The following is an 18,562-nucleotide window of genomic DNA, read 5'->3' as shown; positions in this document are numbered from 1 at the left end:
TGTTTCCCGGAGACTTGATCAGCTTGTCAGAACCTGTCGCAATCGAGCAGCAACGACATCGGCCTCTTGGCTCGTCAGCGTCTGCGGATTGAGGGCTATGGCGTTCGGTTCGTCGGCTAGTGCAGCTACCTCAATCCAGACATCGCCGGTCTTGAGTTCGTCAATAACCTGGTCGCGCGTCTTGCTGAAACCGGCATCGAGATGAACGATTGCGCGCGGGTGAGGTTGACCAGCTTCACTTGGGAAGCCGCGTTCCGTCGTCACTCCCGCGATGCCGCCGAGGTCTTCGATCCAGTTCCGGACGATCGATTCATACCCTTCGAGAATCGCGTCTTCGTCCTGCTCCAGTGTATACCGGACGGCGGCGAGCATTCCGGCGAGTTCTTCCTTTCCGACTTTCATCGGTCGACCGATGCCCTGCGTTGGCGCTGAAAGTCGGCGGCAACCAGCGATCAATTCCCTGGTCCCAAGGACCAGACCGGCAGCTTGCGGCCCACGGATACCTTTGCCGCCACTGAAGACGACACCGTCGCAGCCGAGGACCTTGGTGTAGTGCCAGAAACTCGAAACCGGCGGAATCTGGGCAGCGGCGTCGACCAGAACCGGGACGTGGTGCTTCCTGGCGATCGCGATGACGTCCTCGATCGGCGGAGATTTCAATGCCAGCGCCCCGGCAAACCAGACCAGGCACGCCGTACGCCCTGATATGGCCGACTCAAACGATGCGAGGGTGTCGTCGCACTCAATGACAGAGGCGCCGGTCTGGCGAATCGCGAAGTCGTAGCCGTTGCGCTGTGAAGTGAAAACGATCACTTCGTTCCTGGTGATGCCGTTGAGCATCGGATACGCCATCGGATCGGGTTCGTTCGGCGCTGCCATCAGAGTTGCGACCGAGAGCACGATCCCAGCTGCTGCACCTGAGGAAACGAATGCGGCATCATTCCGGGTGAGCTCGGCGATGCGGTCGCCGACCCGTGTTTGAAAGAGTGGCAGATCGACAAACGAGCCAGCAGCCGCACGCATTGCCTCGAGGACTTCCGCGGGCATGCGCGATCCACCAAGTCTGGTGAGGGTTGCTGACGCGTTGATGATCGGCCTGATGCCAAGGTCTTCGTAGATACTCACCCGCAGAGCCCCTCGCGAGATTTGCGAACCCATTCGTTCAGCCGTCACCAGCCGCCCTACCCCAGCACCGCCGTTGCCGTGATCTCGATCCTCAGCCCCTTGGCCAGCAGTTCCTTGACCACCACTGTGGCACGGATCGGGTACGGCTTGGTGTTGAAGAACTCGGCATACACACGGTTCATGCCCGGCGCGTCGGCGCTGTCGACGAGGAAGATCTGCACCTGCACGATGTTGGTGAGCTCGCCGCCGGCGGCGTTGATCGCTTGCCTGAGGTTCGATAGCGCCTGGCGCGTCTGCACCTCGATGTCGCCCTCGGTGATCTTGCCGGTCTTCGGATCCTCGGCCAGCACCACCAGCCAGACATGGTTGCCGGCGCGGACACAGTCGTTGATCGGACCGCTGGACGGCGCGATGCCGGTATCGATGACTTCAATCATTGGCGGCATGGCTCCGTGGCGTTGGGCGGCATCAGCGCGGGCTGATGATCTCGCCGGCGGTGATGTCGATCTGTAGGCCGTCGAACGCCGGCCGGACGTGGTCCGGCGTCATGGCGTCGGTCTGGGCGTAGTCGAGGTCGATATGGAGGTTGGTCAGCACGGCGTGGCGCGGCTTGAGGTCTTCGACCAGCTCCAGCGCCTCGGAAAGGCTCAGGTGGCTCGGATGCGGCGTCGGCCGCAATGCGTCGAGCACCCAGGTGTCGAGCTCGCTGACCGCCTCGCGCGACACCTCCGGGATGCCGCTGAGGTCGCACGAGTAGGCGAAGCTTCGCACCCGAAACCCCAGGGAAAAGATATCGCCATGGTCCTGGCGGAACGGCAGAACGGTGATCGAACCGCCCGGCCCGTCCACCGTCAGCGGCGTGCCGGCTTCGATCAGGTGCTGGTTGAGGATCGGCGGATAGCCCGAACCCGGCGGCGCCGTAAAGCAATAGGCAAAGCTCGGCACGATCCGGTTGGCGGCCTCGGCAGTGAAATAGACGTCGACCCGCTTGCGATTGATCAGCGCCAGCACCCGGAGGTCATCGATGCCGTGCGTATGGTCTGCATGCTCGTGCGTATAGAGCACCGCCTCGACCCGATCGACCTCGGCACGCAGCAACTGCTCGCGGAGGTCACAGCCGGTATCGACGATGATGCGGGTCGGCTCATCCGAGCCGGCCGAGAACCCTTCGATCAGCAGCGAGCAGCGGCTGCGGCGGTTTTTCGGATTGTTCGGATCGCAGACGCCCCAGTGGCCGCCGATGCGCGGCACGCCGCCGGACGAGCCGCATCCCATAATCGTCGCGACAATACGTTGCGCTTCAGGCATTACGCCTTAGCCTTTGAGAATAAACGAAAAAAATTGTCGGTGGTTTCGGTGCCGAGCTGCTCGAGGCTGATGCCACGAACCTCGGCCACCTTGGCGGCAGTATGGGCGACATAGCTCGGCTCGTTGGTGCCACCACGGTGCGGCACCGGAGCCAGATAAGGCGCATCTGTTTCAACCAGATAACGGTCAGCTGGAACGAACTTCGCGACCTCGCGGATTTCCTCCGCATTCTTGAAGGTGATGATGCCGGAGAACGAGATGTAGCCGCCGAGCTCCAGCGCCTTTCGGGCGAGATCGGCGCCGCCGGTGAAGCAGTGGAGCACGAAAGGGAAGGCCCCCTGCCCCACTTCATCGCTCAGTACGGACGCCATGTGCACGTCGGCCGAGCGGGAATGGATCACCAGCGGCAGCCCGGTGAGGCGCGATGCCGCGATGTGCCGGCGCAGCCCGGTCTCCTGCGCTTCTTTCGGTGCGTTGTCGTAGAAATAGTCGAGCCCGGCTTCGCCGATGGCGACGCATTTGGGATGCGCGCTCAGCCGGACCAGGTCGTCGGTGAAGATGTCGAGCTCTTCGTCGGCATGGTGCGGATGGGTGCCGACCGAGCACCAGACCTCGGCATGCGCCTCGGCGATGGCTTTGATCTCGTCGAAGCGCTTCACCCGGGTCGAGATGGTCACCATGCCATCGATCCCCGCCGCTTTGGCGCGCGCCAGCACACCGGCGCGATCGGCGGCGAGCTCGGGGAAATCGAGGTGGCAGTGCGAGTCGATCAGCATTGGCCCCTTCCTTCCTTCTCCCCTTGAGGGAGAAGGTGGATCGGCCCGCAGGGCCGAGACGGATGAGGGGAAGGATATCGCAACTGCCCCTCACCCGCCCTGCTGCGCAGGGCACCCTCTCCCTCAAGGGGAGAGGGAAGGTCAGTGCATGAGGCGAAGATCGAGCGCATTAGACGGCCTTTGGGTGCTCGAACTTCTTGAACACCGGCTCGGGCGGCGGCAAGACGGTTCCGGCGGGAACGCCGGACGCGCTCAGCGCATGGCTCAACAGGCGCTGGTCTTCCGGCACCGCCAGGGCATCGAGGAACTTCGCTGCAGAAGCCGGAACGAACGCCTGCGCCGCGATGGCGGCGCGGCGGACGATGTCGGCGGTGGTCGCAAGGATCGTGCCCATGCGCGGCAGGTCGGCCTTCAGCCCCCACGGCGCCTGGTCGGCGAAATAGAGGTTGGCGGCGTTGAGCAGCGTCGTCAGCTCGCCGGCCGCCTCATGGATCTGCTGCGTCTTCATGGCGAGGTCCATCTTGCCGATGGCCGCGATGGCCGTGGCGACGATGGCATGCTCGGCCTCGGTCGGCTGCGCCTCGGGCAGCGCGCCGCCAAAGTTCTTCTGGATCGTCGACAGCGAGCGCTGCGCCAGGTTGCCGAAATTGTTGGCAAGGTCGGAGTTGTTGCGGTTGATGAACTTCTCGCGGCCCCAGTCGCCATCCTGGCCGAAGCTGACTTCGCGCAGGCAGTACCAGCGCACCGGATCGGTGCCGTAGAGATCAAGCTGCTCATGCGGGTCGACGATGTTGCCGACCGACTTCGACATCTTCTTGCCTTCCGAGGTCAGAAAGCCATGCGCGAAGACCCGGTGCGGCACCTCGATGCCGGCGCTCATCAGGAAGGCTGGCCAGTAGACGGTGTGGAAGCGGATGATGTCCTTGCCGATGACATGCAGGTTCGCCGGCCAGAACTTCTTGAACTGTTCGGAGGCGGCATCGGGAAAGCCGACGCCGGTAATGTAGTTGGTGAGCGCGTCGACCCAGACATACATCACGTGCCCGGAGGCGCCCGGCACCGGGATCCCCCAGTCGAAGGTGGTGCGGCTGATCGAGACGTCGCGCAGCCCGGCCTTGACGAACGAGATGATCTCGTTGCGCCGCTCTTCGGGCGCGATGAAATCCGGGCGGTCGGTGTAGAGCTTCAGCAGGCGATCCTGGTAGGCGGAGAGGCGGAAGAAATAGCTGTCTTCCTCGACCCACTTCACCTCGGCGCCGGTCGGCGCGAACTTCTTGCCGTCCTCGCCGTCGCTGAGCTCTTCCTCGTCGAAATAGGCTTCGTCGCGGACCGAGTACCAGCCCTTGTAGGTCGATTGGTAGATGTCGCCATTATTGCTGGCGGCCATCCGGCGCCAGATCTCCTGGCTCGACTCGTGATGGCGCGGCTCGGTGGTGCGGATGAAATCGTCGTTGGAGACGTCGAGGCGCCCCGCCAGCTCCTTGAAGCGGGCGGCGTTGCGGTCAGCCAGTTCGCGCGCCGTGATGCCTTCGGCCGCTGCCGTCTGCACCATCTTGATGCCGTGCTCGTCGGTGCCGGTAAGGAAATAGGTGTCCTTGCCCTCGAGCCTCGCCCAGCGGGCGATGGCGTCGGTGGTGATCATCTCGTAGGCGTGCCCGATATGCGGCGCGCCGTTGGGATAGGCGATTGCAGTGGTGACGTAGAACGTGTCGGTCATGATGTCGGCTGGACGCTCAGCAACTGGTGTTTCCGGATCGCATCGAAAAGCGCGACCAGGGTCTGCCGCATGTCGAGGTTGTATTCATCGGCATCGGCGAGTGAAAGCCGGGCCTTGTCCCATAGCTCGTTGGCCGAGGCAAGGCGAACCCGGTCGCCGGCGCTCGCCGCAGCCTTGGCGGCATCGGCCAGCCAGTCATTGAGAATGTCGCGGGCAAAGCGCAGCTCGGCGGAGTCGCGCTCGGCGGCGAGCGCATCGGCCAGCGCGATCCGGGCCGCCGATGGCGCGCCGGCGGGGTCGGCGAGCCAGGCCTGCAGCAGCTGCAGGGCGCCCCCCTCCCCCAGCAGCATCGCCTCGAAGCCGCGGCGCGGACGTCCGCCGGCAAGCGACACGGCGCGCTCGATGGCGAGCGGCTGGCCGCCGACCTGGTCCAGCACGGTGCGGACGTCGCTGTCGGCGATCGGCCGCAGCGCTACCTGGAAGCAGCGCGATTTGATGGTGGGCAGGAGCGAGCCCGGCCGGTGTGAGACGAGAAGGAAGGTCGTATCGGCCGGCGGCTCCTCGAGGATCTTCAAGAGCGCGTTGGCCGACGAGGCGTTGCAGTCATCGATCGGATCGACAATGGCGATGCGATGGCCGGCGCGGCCGCGGGTCATCCGCATTTCCTCGATGAAGCGGCGAACCTCCTCGACGCGGATCGCAGTGTAATAGCCCTTACCGGTGTCGCGCAGCGATTTGCGCATCAGGAACAGGTTTGGATAGGCGCCGGCAGCGACCTGCGCCGCGATGTGCCCGGGCGACTCGTCACCGGTCTTTTCGAAGATCTTTCGGGCGAGGTCAAAGGCCAGCGTTGCCTTGCCGATGCCGCGCGGCCCGTGGATCAGGATGCCGCCGGGTAGCCGCCCGGCATCTAGCCGCTCGAGCAAGGTGGCGCGCGCCGCATCATGGCCGGAAACGCCGGTCTGGAACTCGGGCAGCGGCACGCCCTCGAGCTGATCGGGTTCGCGTTCGGGATAGTCCAATTCAGCCGGCCTTTGCCTCGAGCTCGGGGAAGCGCCGGTTCAGCGTATCCCAGATCTCCTGCTCCAGCGCATCTTCCGATTGGCCGGCCGGCAACACCACGCAACGCTCCGGGTTGGCCTTGCCGATGGCGAGGAAGGCCTGCCGCAGGCGGCGGTGCCACTCGAGGTCTTCCTTCTCGAAGCGGTCGCCGGTTTCGGCCAGCGCCTTCTCGATCTCGCGGTTATTGACCCGTGCGAAGGCGACGGCGGGGTCCATGTCGAGGATAAAGGTGATGTCGGGCTGGTGCCCGTCGAGCGCCAGCGTCTCGAGGCCGCGGATCAGCTTGTCGTCGACCCCACCGGTCAGCCCCTGATAGGCGCGGGTCGAATCGTGGAAGCGGTCGGAGATCACCCACTTGCCGCTATTGAGGCTGGGGGCGATGAGCGAGCTGACGTGATCGTAGCGGGCGGCAGCGAACAGCACCGCCTCGGCCCCGGCGCCCCAGCTCTCGGAGCGCCCCTGCAGGATGAAGGCGCGAACGGCTTCGGCCTTGGGGGTGCCGCCGGGTTCACGGGTGCGGACAGCTTCGATATCCATGCGGTTCAGCCGCACCAGCAGGCGTTTGACCTGCGTCGACTTGCCGACGCCTTCGCCGCCCTCAAAGGTGATGAAACGGGCGGCGGGCTTCGCCGGCACATCGAGCATTGCTTTGCATTCCCGAACTTACAACCAGCCGAGCGCCAGTTCCTTGAGCGCGTCGGTCGCCTTGCGGACGATGTCGCCGTCGGCGACGTCCTCGCCCGCGTAGAGCGGGGTGACCTGTACCACAGCGCCGTTGCACATGACATTGAGCTGGGCCAGTTGATCGCCCTTCTGCACAGGCGGGCGGATCGGCGCTTTGTAGGTGACGGTGGCCTGTGGGCAGTTCTGCGCGCCCTTGGGCAGGAACAGGTCGATGCTGCCCTTGCCGACCAGCGACACCTGCCCGGCGCTGCCGCCATAGACATCAGCATGCGAGATGGCAGAGCCTTCCGGGAACACCGGGATCAGCTCGAAGCCGCGAGTGCCCCAGGTGACGAGCTTGCGCGCCTCTTCGGTACGCTCGGTCATCGATTTGAGCCCATGCAGCACGGCGATCAGGCGGCGGCCGGTGGCGGCGGTCGAAACCACCTCGCCATAGCCGGCGGCCTCGGTGTGGCCGGTCTTCAGCCCATCGACGCCGATGCCGATCTCGAGCAGCGAGTTGCGGTTCATCTGGCGGATCTTGTTCCAGGTGAACTCCTTCTCCGAGAAGATCGGGTAGTATTCCGGGAACTGCGCGATGATGAAGCGGGCGATGGTCGCGAGGTCGCGGGCGGTCGAGAACTGCGCCGGATCGGGCAAACCTGTCGAGTTGACGAAGTTCGAGCCGCTGAGCCCGATCTCCTTGCCCAGCTGGTTCATCATCTGGGCGAAGCTCAGCTCGCTTCCGGCAATGCCCTCGGCCAGCGCGATCGCCGCGTCGTTGCCGGACTGGATGATCACCGAGCGGACCAGATCCATCACCGGGATTTTTGAGTTCAGCTCGGCAAACATGGTCGAGCCGCCCGAGGAGGCGCCGCCATCGCGCCAGGCATGCTCGGAAATGAAGAACTCGTCGGTGGGCTGGAGCTTCTTTGACTGCAGCTGGTCGAACACCACGGCCAGCGTCATCAGCTTGGCCATGCTGGCGGGTTCGAGCTGCTCGTCCCCTGCCTTGTTGAACAGGATCGTGCCGGACTCGTAGTCCATCAGCACGGCGAACGGCGCTTTGGTGTCGAAATCCTGCGCGTGTGCGGAAGCCGTCCAGCAGACGGCGAACAGCGCGACCAGGAGTTTCAGGCCAAAATTCCGCAATCTCAACCCCGATCGCGGTCAGAACTCGACCGCTCTCAAACTAATAGAGCACCAGGTCCTTGAGTCCAAGTTGCCTGGCGAGCGACATCACATCATCTCGCGCCACCCCGGGCTTAAGATGGGTGAGTGTCAGGCGTGTGGCATCGGCGCCGGGAATGCGCACCGCATCCTCGTCGACCGCGCCCAGCATGGCGAATTGCAGCGCCACGTCATCGGCCCTCGTGGCATCGGCGAATACGCCGAGCTCCAGCTTGATGGCGCGCCTGTCTTCGTCGACCGTCGCCACCCAGTTCTCGAGCGAACCTGAACGAGTGGCCATGGCGTTGGCGGCGGCGTGTGCACCGGTGATGGCCTGGTCGGCGGCGCCGCTGTCGACATAGCCGAACATGTCGATGATGCCGCCGATGAGGTTCGGACGCTCTTCGTTCATGGCGAGGCGGGTAGCCCCCTGCTCCATGCGGGTCGGCCGATCGACGCTGGCCAGCAGCATGCGGGTGTCGTCACCATTGAGCGGCGCCGGGCCGATATACTGTACCTGGATGTTGCCCACGCCGTTGCCCGCATAGCCCAGGATCTCGGCGGTCCGGTAGCTCAGATCCATCACCCGGCCATGCAGGTACGGGCCGCGATCGTTGACCCGGCAGACAATCGAGCGCCCGTTATCGACATTGGTGACGCGGACATAGCTGGGGAGCGGCAGTACCGGGCTGGCGCAGGAGATGGCGGTGGCCGAGAAGATCTCGCCATTGGCGGTGCGGCGGCCATGGAAGTCGTTGCCGTACCAGGAGGCGCCACCCGAGGCGACATAGCCGATCGGATTCTCGATCGGCTCGTAGACCTCACCACGCACCGTATAGGGCTTGCCGACCATGTAGCGGCCGCCGCCCTTGGGCGGGTTCTTGGCATTGGTGACGCGCGGGCTGACGGCGACGCCGAACTCTTTGGAGCTGAACGCGGCGCGCTTGATGTGCGGCACCCCTCCTCCGCCGCTGCCACAGGCAGCCAGGACCGGCGCTACGAGCGCGGCAAGAACAAGCAGCCGGGCGGCCGCGCGAAGGTCGCGAGAAAACACTGCCAAAACCAGATCAACCCATCGAGAGATTTCCGCACCATACCGAAAGCCGTGCGGCGATGATCGCATCGAACCGCAACGTGGTTGCGGCCGGGTTAATTTGCTTCAAATACCAGCTATTTAGCCGTCCATTCCGTGAGTTCTGCGGTAACGATGGCGTGCTGCTCGACCAGCGCCATGTGCCCTGCCCTCGGCACCACGACGAGCCTGGCGTCGGCAATTCCGGCGGCCATCTCGCGAGCGGCCTCGGGAACGGTGATCGCGTCCTTGTCGCCGACCACCACCAGTGTCGGCACCTCTATGGCGCCGAGCTCTGGACGAGAGTCGGGCCGGCCGATGATGGCGGTCTGCTGCCGGATATAGGTCTCGCCGCCATTCGCCGTGGCCATGCGCACATGCAGCGCCTTGAGTGCGGCATTGCCGACATGGTCCGGATGGACGGCGTTCGGGAACGACTGGGCGACGGCGAGGTTGAACTTCCCTTGCTCTGTCAACGCAATGGCGGCGCGCCGTTTCTCGGCCCCCTCAGGCGTCTCGGCTCGCGCCGAGGTGTCGCGCAGCGCCAGCTTCAGCACCCGCCCCCTCGCCTGCCGCAACATCTCGAACGCCAGGTAGCCGCCCATCGAAAAGCCGACGAGGGCAAATTCGGGCGGCGCATCGCGGAGGATTGATGCCGCGATCTCCCGCATCGAGCTGCCTTCGGTGTGGTTGGCTATGGTCACCGGCCCGAACTGCCATAGTGCCGGCACCTGATGGGCATAGATCTCGGCGGTGCAGTTGAGGCCGGGAACGAGGAGGATCGGCGTTGTCATGAGACGGAAAGTCCTGATCGATTGTTCCGGTTCCCGGGGGAACGGTTTCGTTCTCCCCAGGGAGAACGTTCTTCCACCCCACCAAGAGCAGAAACGGGCTTGCTTGCCGGGCGGTCGGCACTCATATAAAGATATCTTTATATCCCGCCATGCGAGTGTGCCGGCGGTGAACGCAGTTTGGCGTGACAGACGTTGGAAAGTCGAGCGATGACTGAAGCTCAACACATTGAGATCGATAGAAATTCCTTGCCCAAGGGCGAGGAGGTGCGGGCAGCCCTTACCCAGGCGGCCTCCGAACGCATCCTGATCCTCGATGGCGCCATGGGCACCATGATTCAGCAGCTGAAGCTCGACGAAGCCGCCTATCGCGGCGAGCGCTTCAAGGATTGGCACAAGGATGTCAGGGGCAATAACGACCTGCTCAACCTGACCCAGCCCGATGCGATCCGGGCCATCCACCTGCAATACTATCTTGCCGGCGCCGACATGGTGGAGACCAACACCTTCTCCTCCACCGACATCGTCATGGCCGATTACGGCATGCAGGCGCTCGCCTATGAGCTCAATGTCGAGGGCGCCCGGCTGGCGCGCGAGGCGGCGCAACAGGCCTTCGACATTGATGGGAAGCGGCGCTTTGTGGCAGGCGCGCTCGGGCCGCTGAACAAGACGGCGTCGATGTCGACGGACGTCAACTCCCCGGGGCACCGGGCGATCACCTTCGACGAGATCGTCAGAGGCTATGCCGAGCAGATTAACGGGCTGATCGACGGTGGCGCAGACCTCCTGCTGTTCGAGACCATCACCGACACACTCAACACCAAGGCCGGTATCTTTGCGGCGCAGCGCATCTTCGAAGAGCGCGGCAACGAGTTGCCGGTGATGATCTCCGGCACCATCACCGACCTCAGCGGCCGCACGCTGAGCGGCCAGACACCGACGGCGTTCTGGTACTCGGTGCGGCACGCCAAGCCCTTCACCATCGGGCTCAATTGCGCGCTCGGCGCCAATGCCATGCGCGCCCATATCAACGAGCTCTCCGATGTCGCCGATACGCTGATCTGCGCCTACCCCAATGCGGGCTTACCCAACGAATTCGGCGGCTACGACGAAACGCCGGAATTCATGGCCCGCCAGCTCGAGGGTTTTGCGCGGGATGGCTTCCTCAACATCGTCGGCGGCTGCTGCGGTTCGACCCCGGACCACATCCGGGCGATCAAGGAAGCGGTCGGAAAGTACAAGCCGCGCAAGATCCCCGAGGTGCCGACCTTCCTGCGGCTGAGCGGGCTCGAGCCGTTCACGCTGACGGGAGACATTCCGTTCGTGAACATCGGCGAGCGCACCAATGTCACGGGCTCCGCCAAGTTCCGCAAGCTCATCACCGCCGGCGATTACACCGCCGCGCTCGAAGTGGCGCGCGACCAGGTGCAGAACGGCGCCCAGGTCATCGACATCAACGTCGACGAGGGCCTGCTCGACAGCCAGAAAGTGATGGTCGAGTTCCTGAACCTGCTCGCCGCCGAACCCGATATCGCCCGCGTGCCGGTGATGATCGATAGCTCGAAGTTCGAGGTGATCGAGGCGGGGCTGAAATGCGTGCAGGGCAAGGCGCTGGTCAACTCCATTTCCATGAAGGAAGGCGTCGAGAAGTTCCTCGAGACCGCCCGGCTGGTGCGTAGCTACGGCGCCGCCGTGGTGGTGATGGCGTTCGATGAACAGGGTCAGGCCGATACCTATGAGCGCAAGGTCGAGATCTGCTCGAAGGCCTATAAGCTCCTGACCGAGGAAGTCGGCTTTCCGCCCGAGGATATCGTCTTCGACCCCAACATCTTCGCCGTCGCCACCGGCATCGAGGAGCATGTCGGCTATGGCATCGCCTTCATCGAAGCGACGAGGACCATCCGGCAAACCCTTCCGCACGCACATATTTCCGGCGGCGTCAGCAACCTCAGCTTCTCCTTCCGCGGCAATGAGCCGGTGCGTGAGGCCATGCACTCGGTTTTCCTCTATCACGCCATCCAGGCGGGGATGGACATGGGCATCGTCAATGCCGGCCAGCTGGCGGTCTATGACACGCTGGAGCCGAAGCTGCGCGAGGCCTGCGAGGATGTGATCTTCAATCGCCGGGCGGATTCGACCGAGCGGCTGCTGGAGATCGCCGAGCAGTTCAAGGGCCAGGCCGGTGGCGAGCAGAAGGCCAAGGACCTGACCTGGCGGACCAAGCCCGTGGCCGAGCGCATTTCACATGCGCTGGTCAACGGCATCACCGAGTTCATCGACGCCGATACCGAGGAAGCCCGGCTGGCCTCGGCGCGGCCGCTGCACGTCATCGAAGGCCCGCTGATGGCCGGCATGAGCGTGGTCGGCGACCTGTTCGGTTCCGGCAAGATGTTCCTGCCGCAGGTGGTGAAATCCGCCCGCGTCATGAAGCAGGCCGTTGCCCACCTTCTCCCCTTCATGGAGGCGGAGAAGAATGCCGATGGCAACGCCACCGGCCGCCGCAGCGCCGGCAAGGTGCTGATGGCAACGGTGAAGGGCGATGTGCACGATATCGGCAAGAACATCGTCGGCGTGGTTTTGAGCTGCAACAACTACGAGATCATCGACCTCGGCGTCATGGTGCCGACGGCCAAGATCCTCGAGGTGGCGAAGGCCGAGAATGTCGACGTCATCGGGCTCAGTGGCCTCATCACCCCTTCGCTCGACGAGATGGTGCATGTCGCCTCCGAGATGGAGCGCGAAGGCTTCCACGTGCCGCTGTTGATCGGTGGCGCTACCACCTCGCGCGTCCATACCGCGGTGAAGATCCACCCGCAGTACCATGGCGGCCCGACCGTGCACGTGCACGACGCCAGCCGCGCCGTGGGCGTCGTGTCGTCGCTGCTGTCCGAGGAGCAGCGCCCGGCTTACGTCCAGGACGTGAAGGCCGAGTATGAGCGGCTGGCCGAGAAGCACCGGCAGAGCGAGGCGGAAAAGCAGCGCACCTCGCTGGCCACTGCCCGCGCCAACCGCTTCCAGCCGAGATGGGATGGCTACGTGCCGCCCAAGCCGAGCTTCCTCGGCACCCGGGTGTTCGAGAACTACGACCTTGCCGAGATCGCGCGCTACATCGACTGGACCCCGTTCTTCCAGGCTTGGGAGCTGAAGGGCCGCTTCCCGGCCATCCTCGAGGATGAGAAACAGGGTCCGGCGGCGCGCCAGCTCTGGGACGACGCGCAGAAGATGCTGAAGGAAGTAATCCAGAAGAACTGGTTCCGCCCCAAGGCAGTGATCGGTTTCTGGCACGCCAACCAGGTCGGCGACGATATCCGGCTCTATACCGATGCCGACCGCAAGGACCAGTTGGCGACCTTCTTCACCCTGCGCCAGCAGCTTTCAAAGACCGGCGGCAAGCCGCACATGGCTCTGGCCGATTTCGTCGCGCCCGAGGGCATCCCCGACTATCTGGGCGGCTTCGTCGTGACGGCTGGGCTCGAGGAGAACATCATCGCCGAGCGCTTCGAACGGCGGAACGACGACTATTCGTCGATCCTGATCAAGGCGCTGGCCGACCGCTTCGCCGAGGCCTTCGCCGAACTGATGCACGAGCGGGTGCGCAAGGAGTTCTGGGGCTATGGCGCCGCGGAAACCTTCGCGCCCAACGAGATGATCGGCGAACCCTACCAGGGCATCCGCCCGGCCCCGGGCTATCCGGCGCAGCCCGACCATACCGAGAAGACGACGCTGTTCCATCTGCTCAACGCCAAGCAGCGCATCGGCGTCGAACTGACCGAGAGTTACGCCATGTGGCCGGGCTCGTCGGTGTCTGGCATGTATTTGAGCCATCCCGAGAGCTTCTATTTCGGCGTCGCCAAGGTGGAACGTGACCAGGTCGAGGACTATGCCCGGCGCAAGGGCATGGCGATCCGCGAAGTGGAGCGCTGGCTCGGGCCAATCCTCAACTACATCCCGAGCTCGGACAAGGAGGCCGTATGACCTCCCCTGCCCCGTTCGCCCGCCGCGCCACGTCCGTGCCGGTGACTGTGGTCACCGATAAGGCGGCCCTCGGCCGCTTCGGCGGTCGAGACACGGCCGTGGTGCATCTCGATCCACCACTGCACGCGCACGAACCCGGCGCCGAATGCATTGCCTGCGAGAGCCGCGGCAATGTGCGGGTGCTGCTGTTCGAGCTGCAGGAAAAGGTGCGGCTCGGCATGGCTGAGCCGTTCGTGCGGGTCGTGGTGGACGCCACCGACGTCGAAGATCGTACGGCTGTCGCCGACGCCATCGTTCCCGGCAAGCTCCCGGCCTTCGGGCTCCGCGATTTCACCGTGGCCCGCAACTTTCATCTGGCGGAGGTGGTCTGATGGCCGCGCTTGATCTGTTCATCCGGCCCGCGGCCGACGATATCCACCCGATCAGCCGCGCCGCGCTGCTGGCGCTCGACGCGACCGAGCGGGCCGAGCGGCTCAACGCGCAGCAGGCCGCGATCCGTTCGCGGCTGGCGACGGTGCCGGAGACGCGCGACTGGCAAAACCAGGTCGGCATGATCGTCGCCGAGTTGCGCCGCGCCGGTCATACCCTCAGCCGCGACGGCGAAACCCACAGCTGGATCGGCGACTCCGGTCAGCTCGGCGTCAGTTTCTGCCGCGCCGGCAACACCGTGCTCGCCTGGCAAGCCTAGCCACGCCAAACCTCAGTATTACTTGCAGTAAGACGACGCCGCGCTAAGCTGCCAGTGCTGCCACCATTGGTGGCGGAGACTGTGCGCTTGAGGGGGCGTGGCTAATGGCAGAGCATCCGGATCCGTTCTCGGTCAATGTCGGGAGCAAGCTGCTCTTCGGCGCCATCATGCTGATGGGGCTTGGGCTTATCGGCGCCATCCTGGGGCCGCTGCTGACGGCATTCGGTCCGAACGCCAGCCCGGAAGCGATCGGTGGCGCCGTAGGCCCTGGAATCATGCTGATTGGCGCCGGCCTGGTGCTCGGCATCATCGCCGGCATCTTCCTCGGCTATGCCAACGGCAAGTACCCGCCGTCGGCTCGCCAGTAACGGGCTTCCCGGGAAGCGCCGCAGGCTAGTGCGCGTGCTCGGTCACGCACTCGCCATGGTCGGCCAGCACTTCGATGATCCGGCAATCGCAGATCCGGCCGTGGCCGCATTCCTCAACCATGCGGGTCAGCTCACCGCGCAGCGCCGACAGGCTGGCAATGCGGCGGTCGATCTCGGTCAGGTGGTTGCGGGCGATGCTGTCGGCCTGGTGGCATGAAGCCTGCGGCGACGCGGCCATTTCCAGCAGTTCACGGATATCCTCGACCTCGAAGCCGAGCTCGCGCGAGTGGCGGATGAAGTTGAGCCGCTCCACCTCCGGCTTGCCATAGCGGCGCTGGTTGCCCTCGGTGCGCGGCGGCGCCGACAAGAGGCCGATCTGCTCGTAGAAGCGGATGGTCGGGACCTTGACGCCGGTCCGTCGTGACAATTCGCCGATCGGCAGATTCATTGCATTCACCCCTTGATCCTCTAGTGGCTAGAGGTCCTAGATGTATGCGGACATGATGAAGAATCCAAGGAGCGCCGCATGTCCGAGGCCGCCGAGAAGCTGAAATTCCGCATTGGCGGCATGGACTGTGCCGCCTGTGTGACCAAGATCGAGAACGCCGTCAGCCGGCTGCCCGGTGTCGGCGAGGTCGGCGTGTCGCTCCCCAACGGCACGATGACGGTGACGCGCTCGGGCGAGGTTGCCAGGGGCGCCATCGAGCGGCAGGTGAAGGCGCTTGGCTACCAGATCGCCCCCGCCAAACCCGCCTTCACCGGGTCTGCCGCGCCAATGGTGGAGGACCACAGCCATCCAGGGCATGGCCACGGGCACGATCACGCCGGGCACGATCACGCCGGGCACGATCACGCGGATAATGATCACTCCGGACACGGCGAGATCATCGATGGCCCGTGGTGGACGACCCGCAAGGCCCTGCTGACCTTCATCTCCGCTGGCGCATTGCTCGCGGCCTACATTGCCGGCCAGCTATTCCCGCAGATCGGCCACTGGGCCTTCTTCGTCGCCATGGCGGTTGGGCTGATCCCGGTGGCCCGGCGCGCCGTCGTCGCCGGCATGACCGGCACGCCATTTTCGATCGAAACGCTGATGACCATTGCCGCTGTCGGCGCAGTGTTCATCGGCGCCACTGAGGAAGCGGCAACCGTGGTGCTGCTGTTCCTCGTCGGCGAGCTGCTCGAGGGCGTCGCCGCCGGCCGCGCCCGGGCCAGTATCCGCGGTCTCGCCGACCTCGTGCCCAAGCTGGCGCTGGTCGAGCGGGATGGCGGAACCACCGAGGTGCCCGCCGCCCAACTGGCCGTCGGCACCATCATCCTCGTGCGTCCCGGCGACCGCATCGCCGCCGACGGCGTCATCATCGACGGCAGTTCCGCCATCAACGAAGCGCCGGTGACCGGCGAGAGCGTGCCGAGGACCAAGGGAACGGGCGACGAGGTGTTCGCCGGCACCATCAATACCGATGCCGTGCTGCGCGTGCGGGTGACGGCGGCCGCCGCCGACAACACCATCGCTCGCGTCGTGCGGCTGGTCGAGGAAGCCCAGGAAAGCAAGGCCCCGACTGAGCGGTTCATCGACAAGTTCTCAAAGTACTATACGCCCGCCGTGCTGGTGGTCGGCGCACTGGTCGCCATCCTGCCGCCCCTGTTGGCCGGCCAGCCCTGGGACGAGTGGATCTACAAGGGCCTCGCCATCCTCCTGATCGGCTGCCCCTGCGCGCTGGTGATCTCGACCCCGGCGGCGATCGCCGCTGGCATCTCGGCCGGCGCCCGACGCGGGCTGCTGCTGAAGGGCGGCGCGGTGCTTGAGCAGCTACGCAAGATCGATACCGTGGCGCTCGACAAGACCGGCACGCTCACCGAAGGCAAGCCGCAGGTCACCGACATCGTTGGCATCGGGCGCTTGGAAGCTCAGGTGTTGTCGCTGGCGGCTGCACTGGAGAGCGGCTCAAGCCATCCGCTGGCAGTGGCTGTGCTGGCCCGCGCCCAGTCCGACAAGGCCTTCGTGCCACCCGCGGCCGACGCCAAGGCGGTGCCCGGCAAGGGTGTCACCGGCAAGGTCGGCGGCGAAGCCCTGTTCCTCGCCTCGCCCAGGGCGGCCGAGGAGCAGGTGCCGTTCGATGCGGCGCTGCGCGAGCGGATCGGCGCCCTCAACGATGCCGGCAAGACCGTCTCGGTGCTGCTGGTCGGCACAGAGGTGGCGGGCCTCCTCGCCATCCGCGACGAACCGCGCGCCGACGCCGCCGATGGGCTGCGCCGGTTGCAGTCCGAGGGCGTCACCACCGTGATGCTCACAGGCGACAACGAACGGACCGCCAAAGCCATCGGCGCCGCTCTCGGCATCGAGGTGCGCGCCGGCCTCCTCCCCGAGGACAAGCAGCGCCTCGTGCGCGAGCTGCAGCAGCAGGGCCGCGTCGTCGCCAAGGTCGGCGACGGCATCAACGACGCCCCTGCCCTCGCCGCCGCCGATATCGGCATCGCCATGGGCGGCGGCACCGACGTGGCGCTCGAAACCGCCGACGCCGCCATCCTCCACGGCCGCGTCGCCGACATCGCCAACATGATCGGGCTGTCGAAGGCCACGATGGGCAACATCGCCCAGAACATCACCGTGGCGCTGGGGCTGAAGGCGGTGTTCCTCGTCACCACCATCATCGGCGTAACGGGGCTCTGGCCGGCGATTCTGGCGGACACCGGCGCGACGGTGCTGGTGACGCTCAACGCCATGCGGCTCCTGGGGTGGCGGGCCAAATAGGCGAGATTTCTTACCCCGTGCAATAGACCGCCGGCGCGTGAGAAGCATTAACTCGCGCTTGTTGGGGCCATAGGGCACCGCTTACTGTCTGGCCGATCTCGGGGGAGGATCGCGGATGGATGGTAGGCAGGAAATTCGCATCGTTTACATAAATCTGGACCGATCTCCTGACCGGCGATTGTGGATGGAGGAGCAGGCCAAGGCCACAGGTCTGCATTTCGAGCGCTTCGCTGCGGTAGATGGGAGTGCCCGCCACAATCTTCCGAAATTCCCTGTCTCGGCAGGCGCAGTAGGATGCTTTCTCAGTCACAGAGAGCTTTGGCGGGTAATAGCAACAGGCCACGCCCCCCACGCCATCGTACTGGAAGATGATGTGCATCTCAGCCCCGAAGCGGCATCCTACTTCACGGATTTGTCCTGGGTGCCGCCGAATGCTGATATCGTACATGTAGGCGGGAGCCTGAGACATTGCCTGGTGCAGCGGAAATGGCTTCCCGTTGGAGACAGACGGCTTTTTCGTGCGATCGGTGAGAACGGCGGCACCGAGGCGTACATCATCTCCAAACACTGCGCGGCCAAGCTGCACCGGGAGCTTCTCACGATCGACAAGGAGTTCGACCAGATCCTTTTCAACGGAGGACGTCCTGATCTCAACATCTACAAAATCCTACCGGCGCTTTGTATACAGGACCACGCATCGAGCGCGCCCAGGTTCGAAAGCCTGATTGAGCGCGCCGTTGCGGACCACAAGCTGACTAGCGTCGGCAAACTTCGGCGGGATCTCGAAAGAGTGGCACGAAAGGTGGCGTTCTGGCTGCGGGTGTTGCCGACGCGGCGGGTACGAGTGCACTTCCGCTAGCACGTCAGGGGACCCAGAGTTGTCAGAGGTCATGATGCGGCCCGAAAACAACAACGGCTCCCCGAGGGGAGCCGTTTGTTTTGGACTGCAGGATCTCGAGAGAACCTGGTGCGGTCGAGAAGACTCGAACTTCCACGCCTTGCGGCACAGCGACCTCAACGCTGCGCGTCTACCAATTCCGCCACGACCGCACGCCGAGGTAGGAGCAACGCCAGAACCGGCGAAGCGAGGCA

The 18,562-nt window shown here is 64.8% G+C and carries 17 protein-coding genes and 1 tRNA gene; 6 read left to right on the top strand and 12 right to left on the bottom strand.

The features are described 5' to 3' along the window. Positions 1-18: 18 nt before the first annotated feature. The 10 genes from VW23_RS20075 to VW23_RS20030 form a co-directional block, all read right to left on the bottom strand. Positions 19-1,125, bottom strand: coding sequence for an aminotransferase class V-fold PLP-dependent enzyme (locus VW23_RS20075; protein ID WP_176730448.1), 1,107 nt, complete (start codon positions 1,123-1,125; stop codon positions 19-21). 56 nt (positions 1,126-1,181) lie between these two features. Continuing rightward, positions 1,182-1,562 (bottom strand): RidA family protein, encoded by a 381-nt coding sequence (locus VW23_RS20070; protein WP_069911307.1) that lies wholly within the window; start codon positions 1,560-1,562, stop codon positions 1,182-1,184. Between the two features lie 31 nt (positions 1,563-1,593). Continuing rightward, positions 1,594-2,433, bottom strand: a complete 840-nt coding sequence (locus VW23_RS20065; RefSeq protein ID WP_069911306.1) for an MBL fold metallo-hydrolase — start codon at positions 2,431-2,433, stop codon at positions 1,594-1,596. After that, positions 2,433-3,209 (bottom strand): TatD family hydrolase, encoded by a 777-nt coding sequence (locus VW23_RS20060; RefSeq protein ID WP_069911305.1) that lies wholly within the window; start codon positions 3,207-3,209, stop codon positions 2,433-2,435. The genes VW23_RS20065 and VW23_RS20060 overlap by 1 nt, the downstream gene beginning before the upstream one ends. A 169-nt stretch (positions 3,210-3,378) precedes the next feature. Next, positions 3,379-4,926 carry a methionine--tRNA ligase gene (gene metG, locus VW23_RS20055; protein ID WP_069911304.1) on the bottom strand — a complete coding sequence of 516 codons (1,548 nt, stop codon included), beginning with the start codon at positions 4,924-4,926 and terminating at the stop codon, positions 3,379-3,381. Then, entirely contained in the window at positions 4,923-5,948 is a 1,026-nt protein-coding gene (locus VW23_RS20050; RefSeq protein ID WP_069911303.1) for an AAA family ATPase, read from the bottom strand. The genes metG and VW23_RS20050 overlap by 4 nt, the downstream gene beginning before the upstream one ends. A 1-nt stretch (position 5,949) precedes the next feature. Further along, on the bottom strand, positions 5,950-6,633 hold the full coding sequence (gene tmk / locus VW23_RS20045) for a dTMP kinase (RefSeq protein ID WP_069911302.1): 684 nt from the start codon (positions 6,631-6,633) through the stop codon (positions 5,950-5,952). A gap of 18 nt (positions 6,634-6,651) precedes the next feature. Then, positions 6,652-7,803 carry a D-alanyl-D-alanine carboxypeptidase family protein gene (locus VW23_RS20040; RefSeq protein WP_244513672.1) on the bottom strand — a complete coding sequence of 384 codons (1,152 nt, stop codon included), beginning with the start codon at positions 7,801-7,803 and terminating at the stop codon, positions 6,652-6,654. Between the two features lie 40 nt (positions 7,804-7,843). Continuing rightward, positions 7,844-8,779: a septal ring lytic transglycosylase RlpA family protein gene (locus VW23_RS20035; RefSeq protein WP_069911300.1), complete on the bottom strand. Its 936-nt coding sequence runs from the start codon at positions 8,777-8,779 to the stop codon at positions 7,844-7,846. Between the two features lie 212 nt (positions 8,780-8,991). Further along, on the bottom strand, positions 8,992-9,687 hold the full coding sequence (locus tag VW23_RS20030; RefSeq protein ID WP_069911299.1) for an alpha/beta fold hydrolase: 696 nt from the start codon (positions 9,685-9,687) through the stop codon (positions 8,992-8,994). Between the two features lie 207 nt (positions 9,688-9,894). Between VW23_RS20030 and metH the strand changes: the two genes are divergently transcribed. The 4 genes from metH (at position 9,895) to VW23_RS20010 (ending at position 14,715) form a co-directional block, all read left to right on the top strand. Then, on the top strand, positions 9,895-13,659 hold the full coding sequence (gene metH / locus VW23_RS20025) for a methionine synthase (protein WP_069911298.1): 3,765 nt from the start codon (positions 9,895-9,897) through the stop codon (positions 13,657-13,659). Next, positions 13,656-14,030, top strand: coding sequence for a hypothetical protein (locus tag VW23_RS20020; RefSeq protein WP_069911297.1), 375 nt, complete (start codon positions 13,656-13,658; stop codon positions 14,028-14,030). Before metH ends, VW23_RS20020 begins: the two co-directional genes overlap by 4 nt. Then, on the top strand, positions 14,030-14,347 hold the full coding sequence (locus tag VW23_RS20015) for a hypothetical protein (RefSeq protein WP_069911296.1): 318 nt from the start codon (positions 14,030-14,032) through the stop codon (positions 14,345-14,347). The genes VW23_RS20020 and VW23_RS20015 overlap by 1 nt, the downstream gene beginning before the upstream one ends. 104 nt (positions 14,348-14,451) lie before the next feature. Continuing rightward, positions 14,452-14,715, top strand: coding sequence for a hypothetical protein (locus VW23_RS20010; RefSeq protein ID WP_069911295.1), 264 nt, complete (start codon positions 14,452-14,454; stop codon positions 14,713-14,715). A gap of 25 nt (positions 14,716-14,740) precedes the next feature. Here VW23_RS20010 and VW23_RS20005 read toward each other — a convergent pair whose 3' ends face one another. Continuing rightward, positions 14,741-15,163 carry a MerR family transcriptional regulator gene (locus VW23_RS20005; RefSeq protein ID WP_069911294.1) on the bottom strand — a complete coding sequence of 141 codons (423 nt, stop codon included), beginning with the start codon at positions 15,161-15,163 and terminating at the stop codon, positions 14,741-14,743. Positions 15,164-15,241: 78 nt separating this feature from the next. Between VW23_RS20005 and VW23_RS20000 the strand changes: the two genes are divergently transcribed. Then, complete coding sequence (locus VW23_RS20000; RefSeq protein WP_069911293.1) at positions 15,242-17,470, top strand: heavy metal translocating P-type ATPase; 2,229 nt, start codon at positions 15,242-15,244, stop codon at positions 17,468-17,470. Between the two features lie 115 nt (positions 17,471-17,585). After that, positions 17,586-18,329, top strand: a complete 744-nt coding sequence (locus tag VW23_RS19995; RefSeq protein WP_069911292.1) for a glycosyltransferase family 25 protein — start codon at positions 17,586-17,588, stop codon at positions 18,327-18,329. Positions 18,330-18,435: 106 nt separating this feature from the next. Here the strand turns inward: VW23_RS19995 and VW23_RS19990 are convergent. Continuing rightward, a tRNA-Leu gene (locus VW23_RS19990) sits at positions 18,436-18,520 on the bottom strand. Positions 18,521-18,562 lie beyond the last annotated feature (42 nt).

Source organism: Devosia insulae DS-56, from assembly GCF_000970465.2.
GTDB lineage: Bacteria > Pseudomonadota > Alphaproteobacteria > Rhizobiales > Devosiaceae > Devosia_A > Devosia_A insulae.
This window is presented reverse-complemented; position numbering and strand designations above follow the sequence as displayed.

Excerpts from the sequence above, each read along its gene's own strand:
- VW23_RS19995 (WP_069911292.1), top strand. The coding sequence starts at position 17,586 with ATGGATGGTAGGCAGGAAATTCGCATCGTTTACATAAATCTGGACCGA.
- metG (WP_069911304.1), bottom strand. The coding sequence starts at position 4,926 with ATGACCGACACGTTCTACGTCACCACTGCAATCGCCTATCCCAACGGC.
- VW23_RS20070 (WP_069911307.1), bottom strand. The coding sequence starts at position 1,562 with ATGATTGAAGTCATCGATACCGGCATCGCGCCGTCCAGCGGTCCGATC.
- VW23_RS20020 (WP_069911297.1), top strand. The coding sequence starts at position 13,656 with ATGACCTCCCCTGCCCCGTTCGCCCGCCGCGCCACGTCCGTGCCGGTG.
- VW23_RS20000 (WP_069911293.1), top strand. The coding sequence starts at position 15,242 with ATGTCCGAGGCCGCCGAGAAGCTGAAATTCCGCATTGGCGGCATGGAC.
- metH (WP_069911298.1), top strand. The coding sequence starts at position 9,895 with ATGACTGAAGCTCAACACATTGAGATCGATAGAAATTCCTTGCCCAAG.
- VW23_RS20005 (WP_069911294.1), bottom strand. The coding sequence starts at position 15,163 with ATGAATCTGCCGATCGGCGAATTGTCACGACGGACCGGCGTCAAGGTC.
- tmk (WP_069911302.1), bottom strand. The coding sequence starts at position 6,633 with ATGCTCGATGTGCCGGCGAAGCCCGCCGCCCGTTTCATCACCTTTGAG.
- VW23_RS20060 (WP_069911305.1), bottom strand. The coding sequence starts at position 3,209 with ATGCTGATCGACTCGCACTGCCACCTCGATTTCCCCGAGCTCGCCGCC.
- VW23_RS20065 (WP_069911306.1), bottom strand. The coding sequence starts at position 2,433 with ATGCCTGAAGCGCAACGTATTGTCGCGACGATTATGGGATGCGGCTCG.
- VW23_RS20015 (WP_069911296.1), top strand. The coding sequence starts at position 14,030 with ATGGCCGCGCTTGATCTGTTCATCCGGCCCGCGGCCGACGATATCCAC.
- VW23_RS20010 (WP_069911295.1), top strand. The coding sequence starts at position 14,452 with ATGGCAGAGCATCCGGATCCGTTCTCGGTCAATGTCGGGAGCAAGCTG.
- VW23_RS20030 (WP_069911299.1), bottom strand. The coding sequence starts at position 9,687 with ATGACAACGCCGATCCTCCTCGTTCCCGGCCTCAACTGCACCGCCGAG.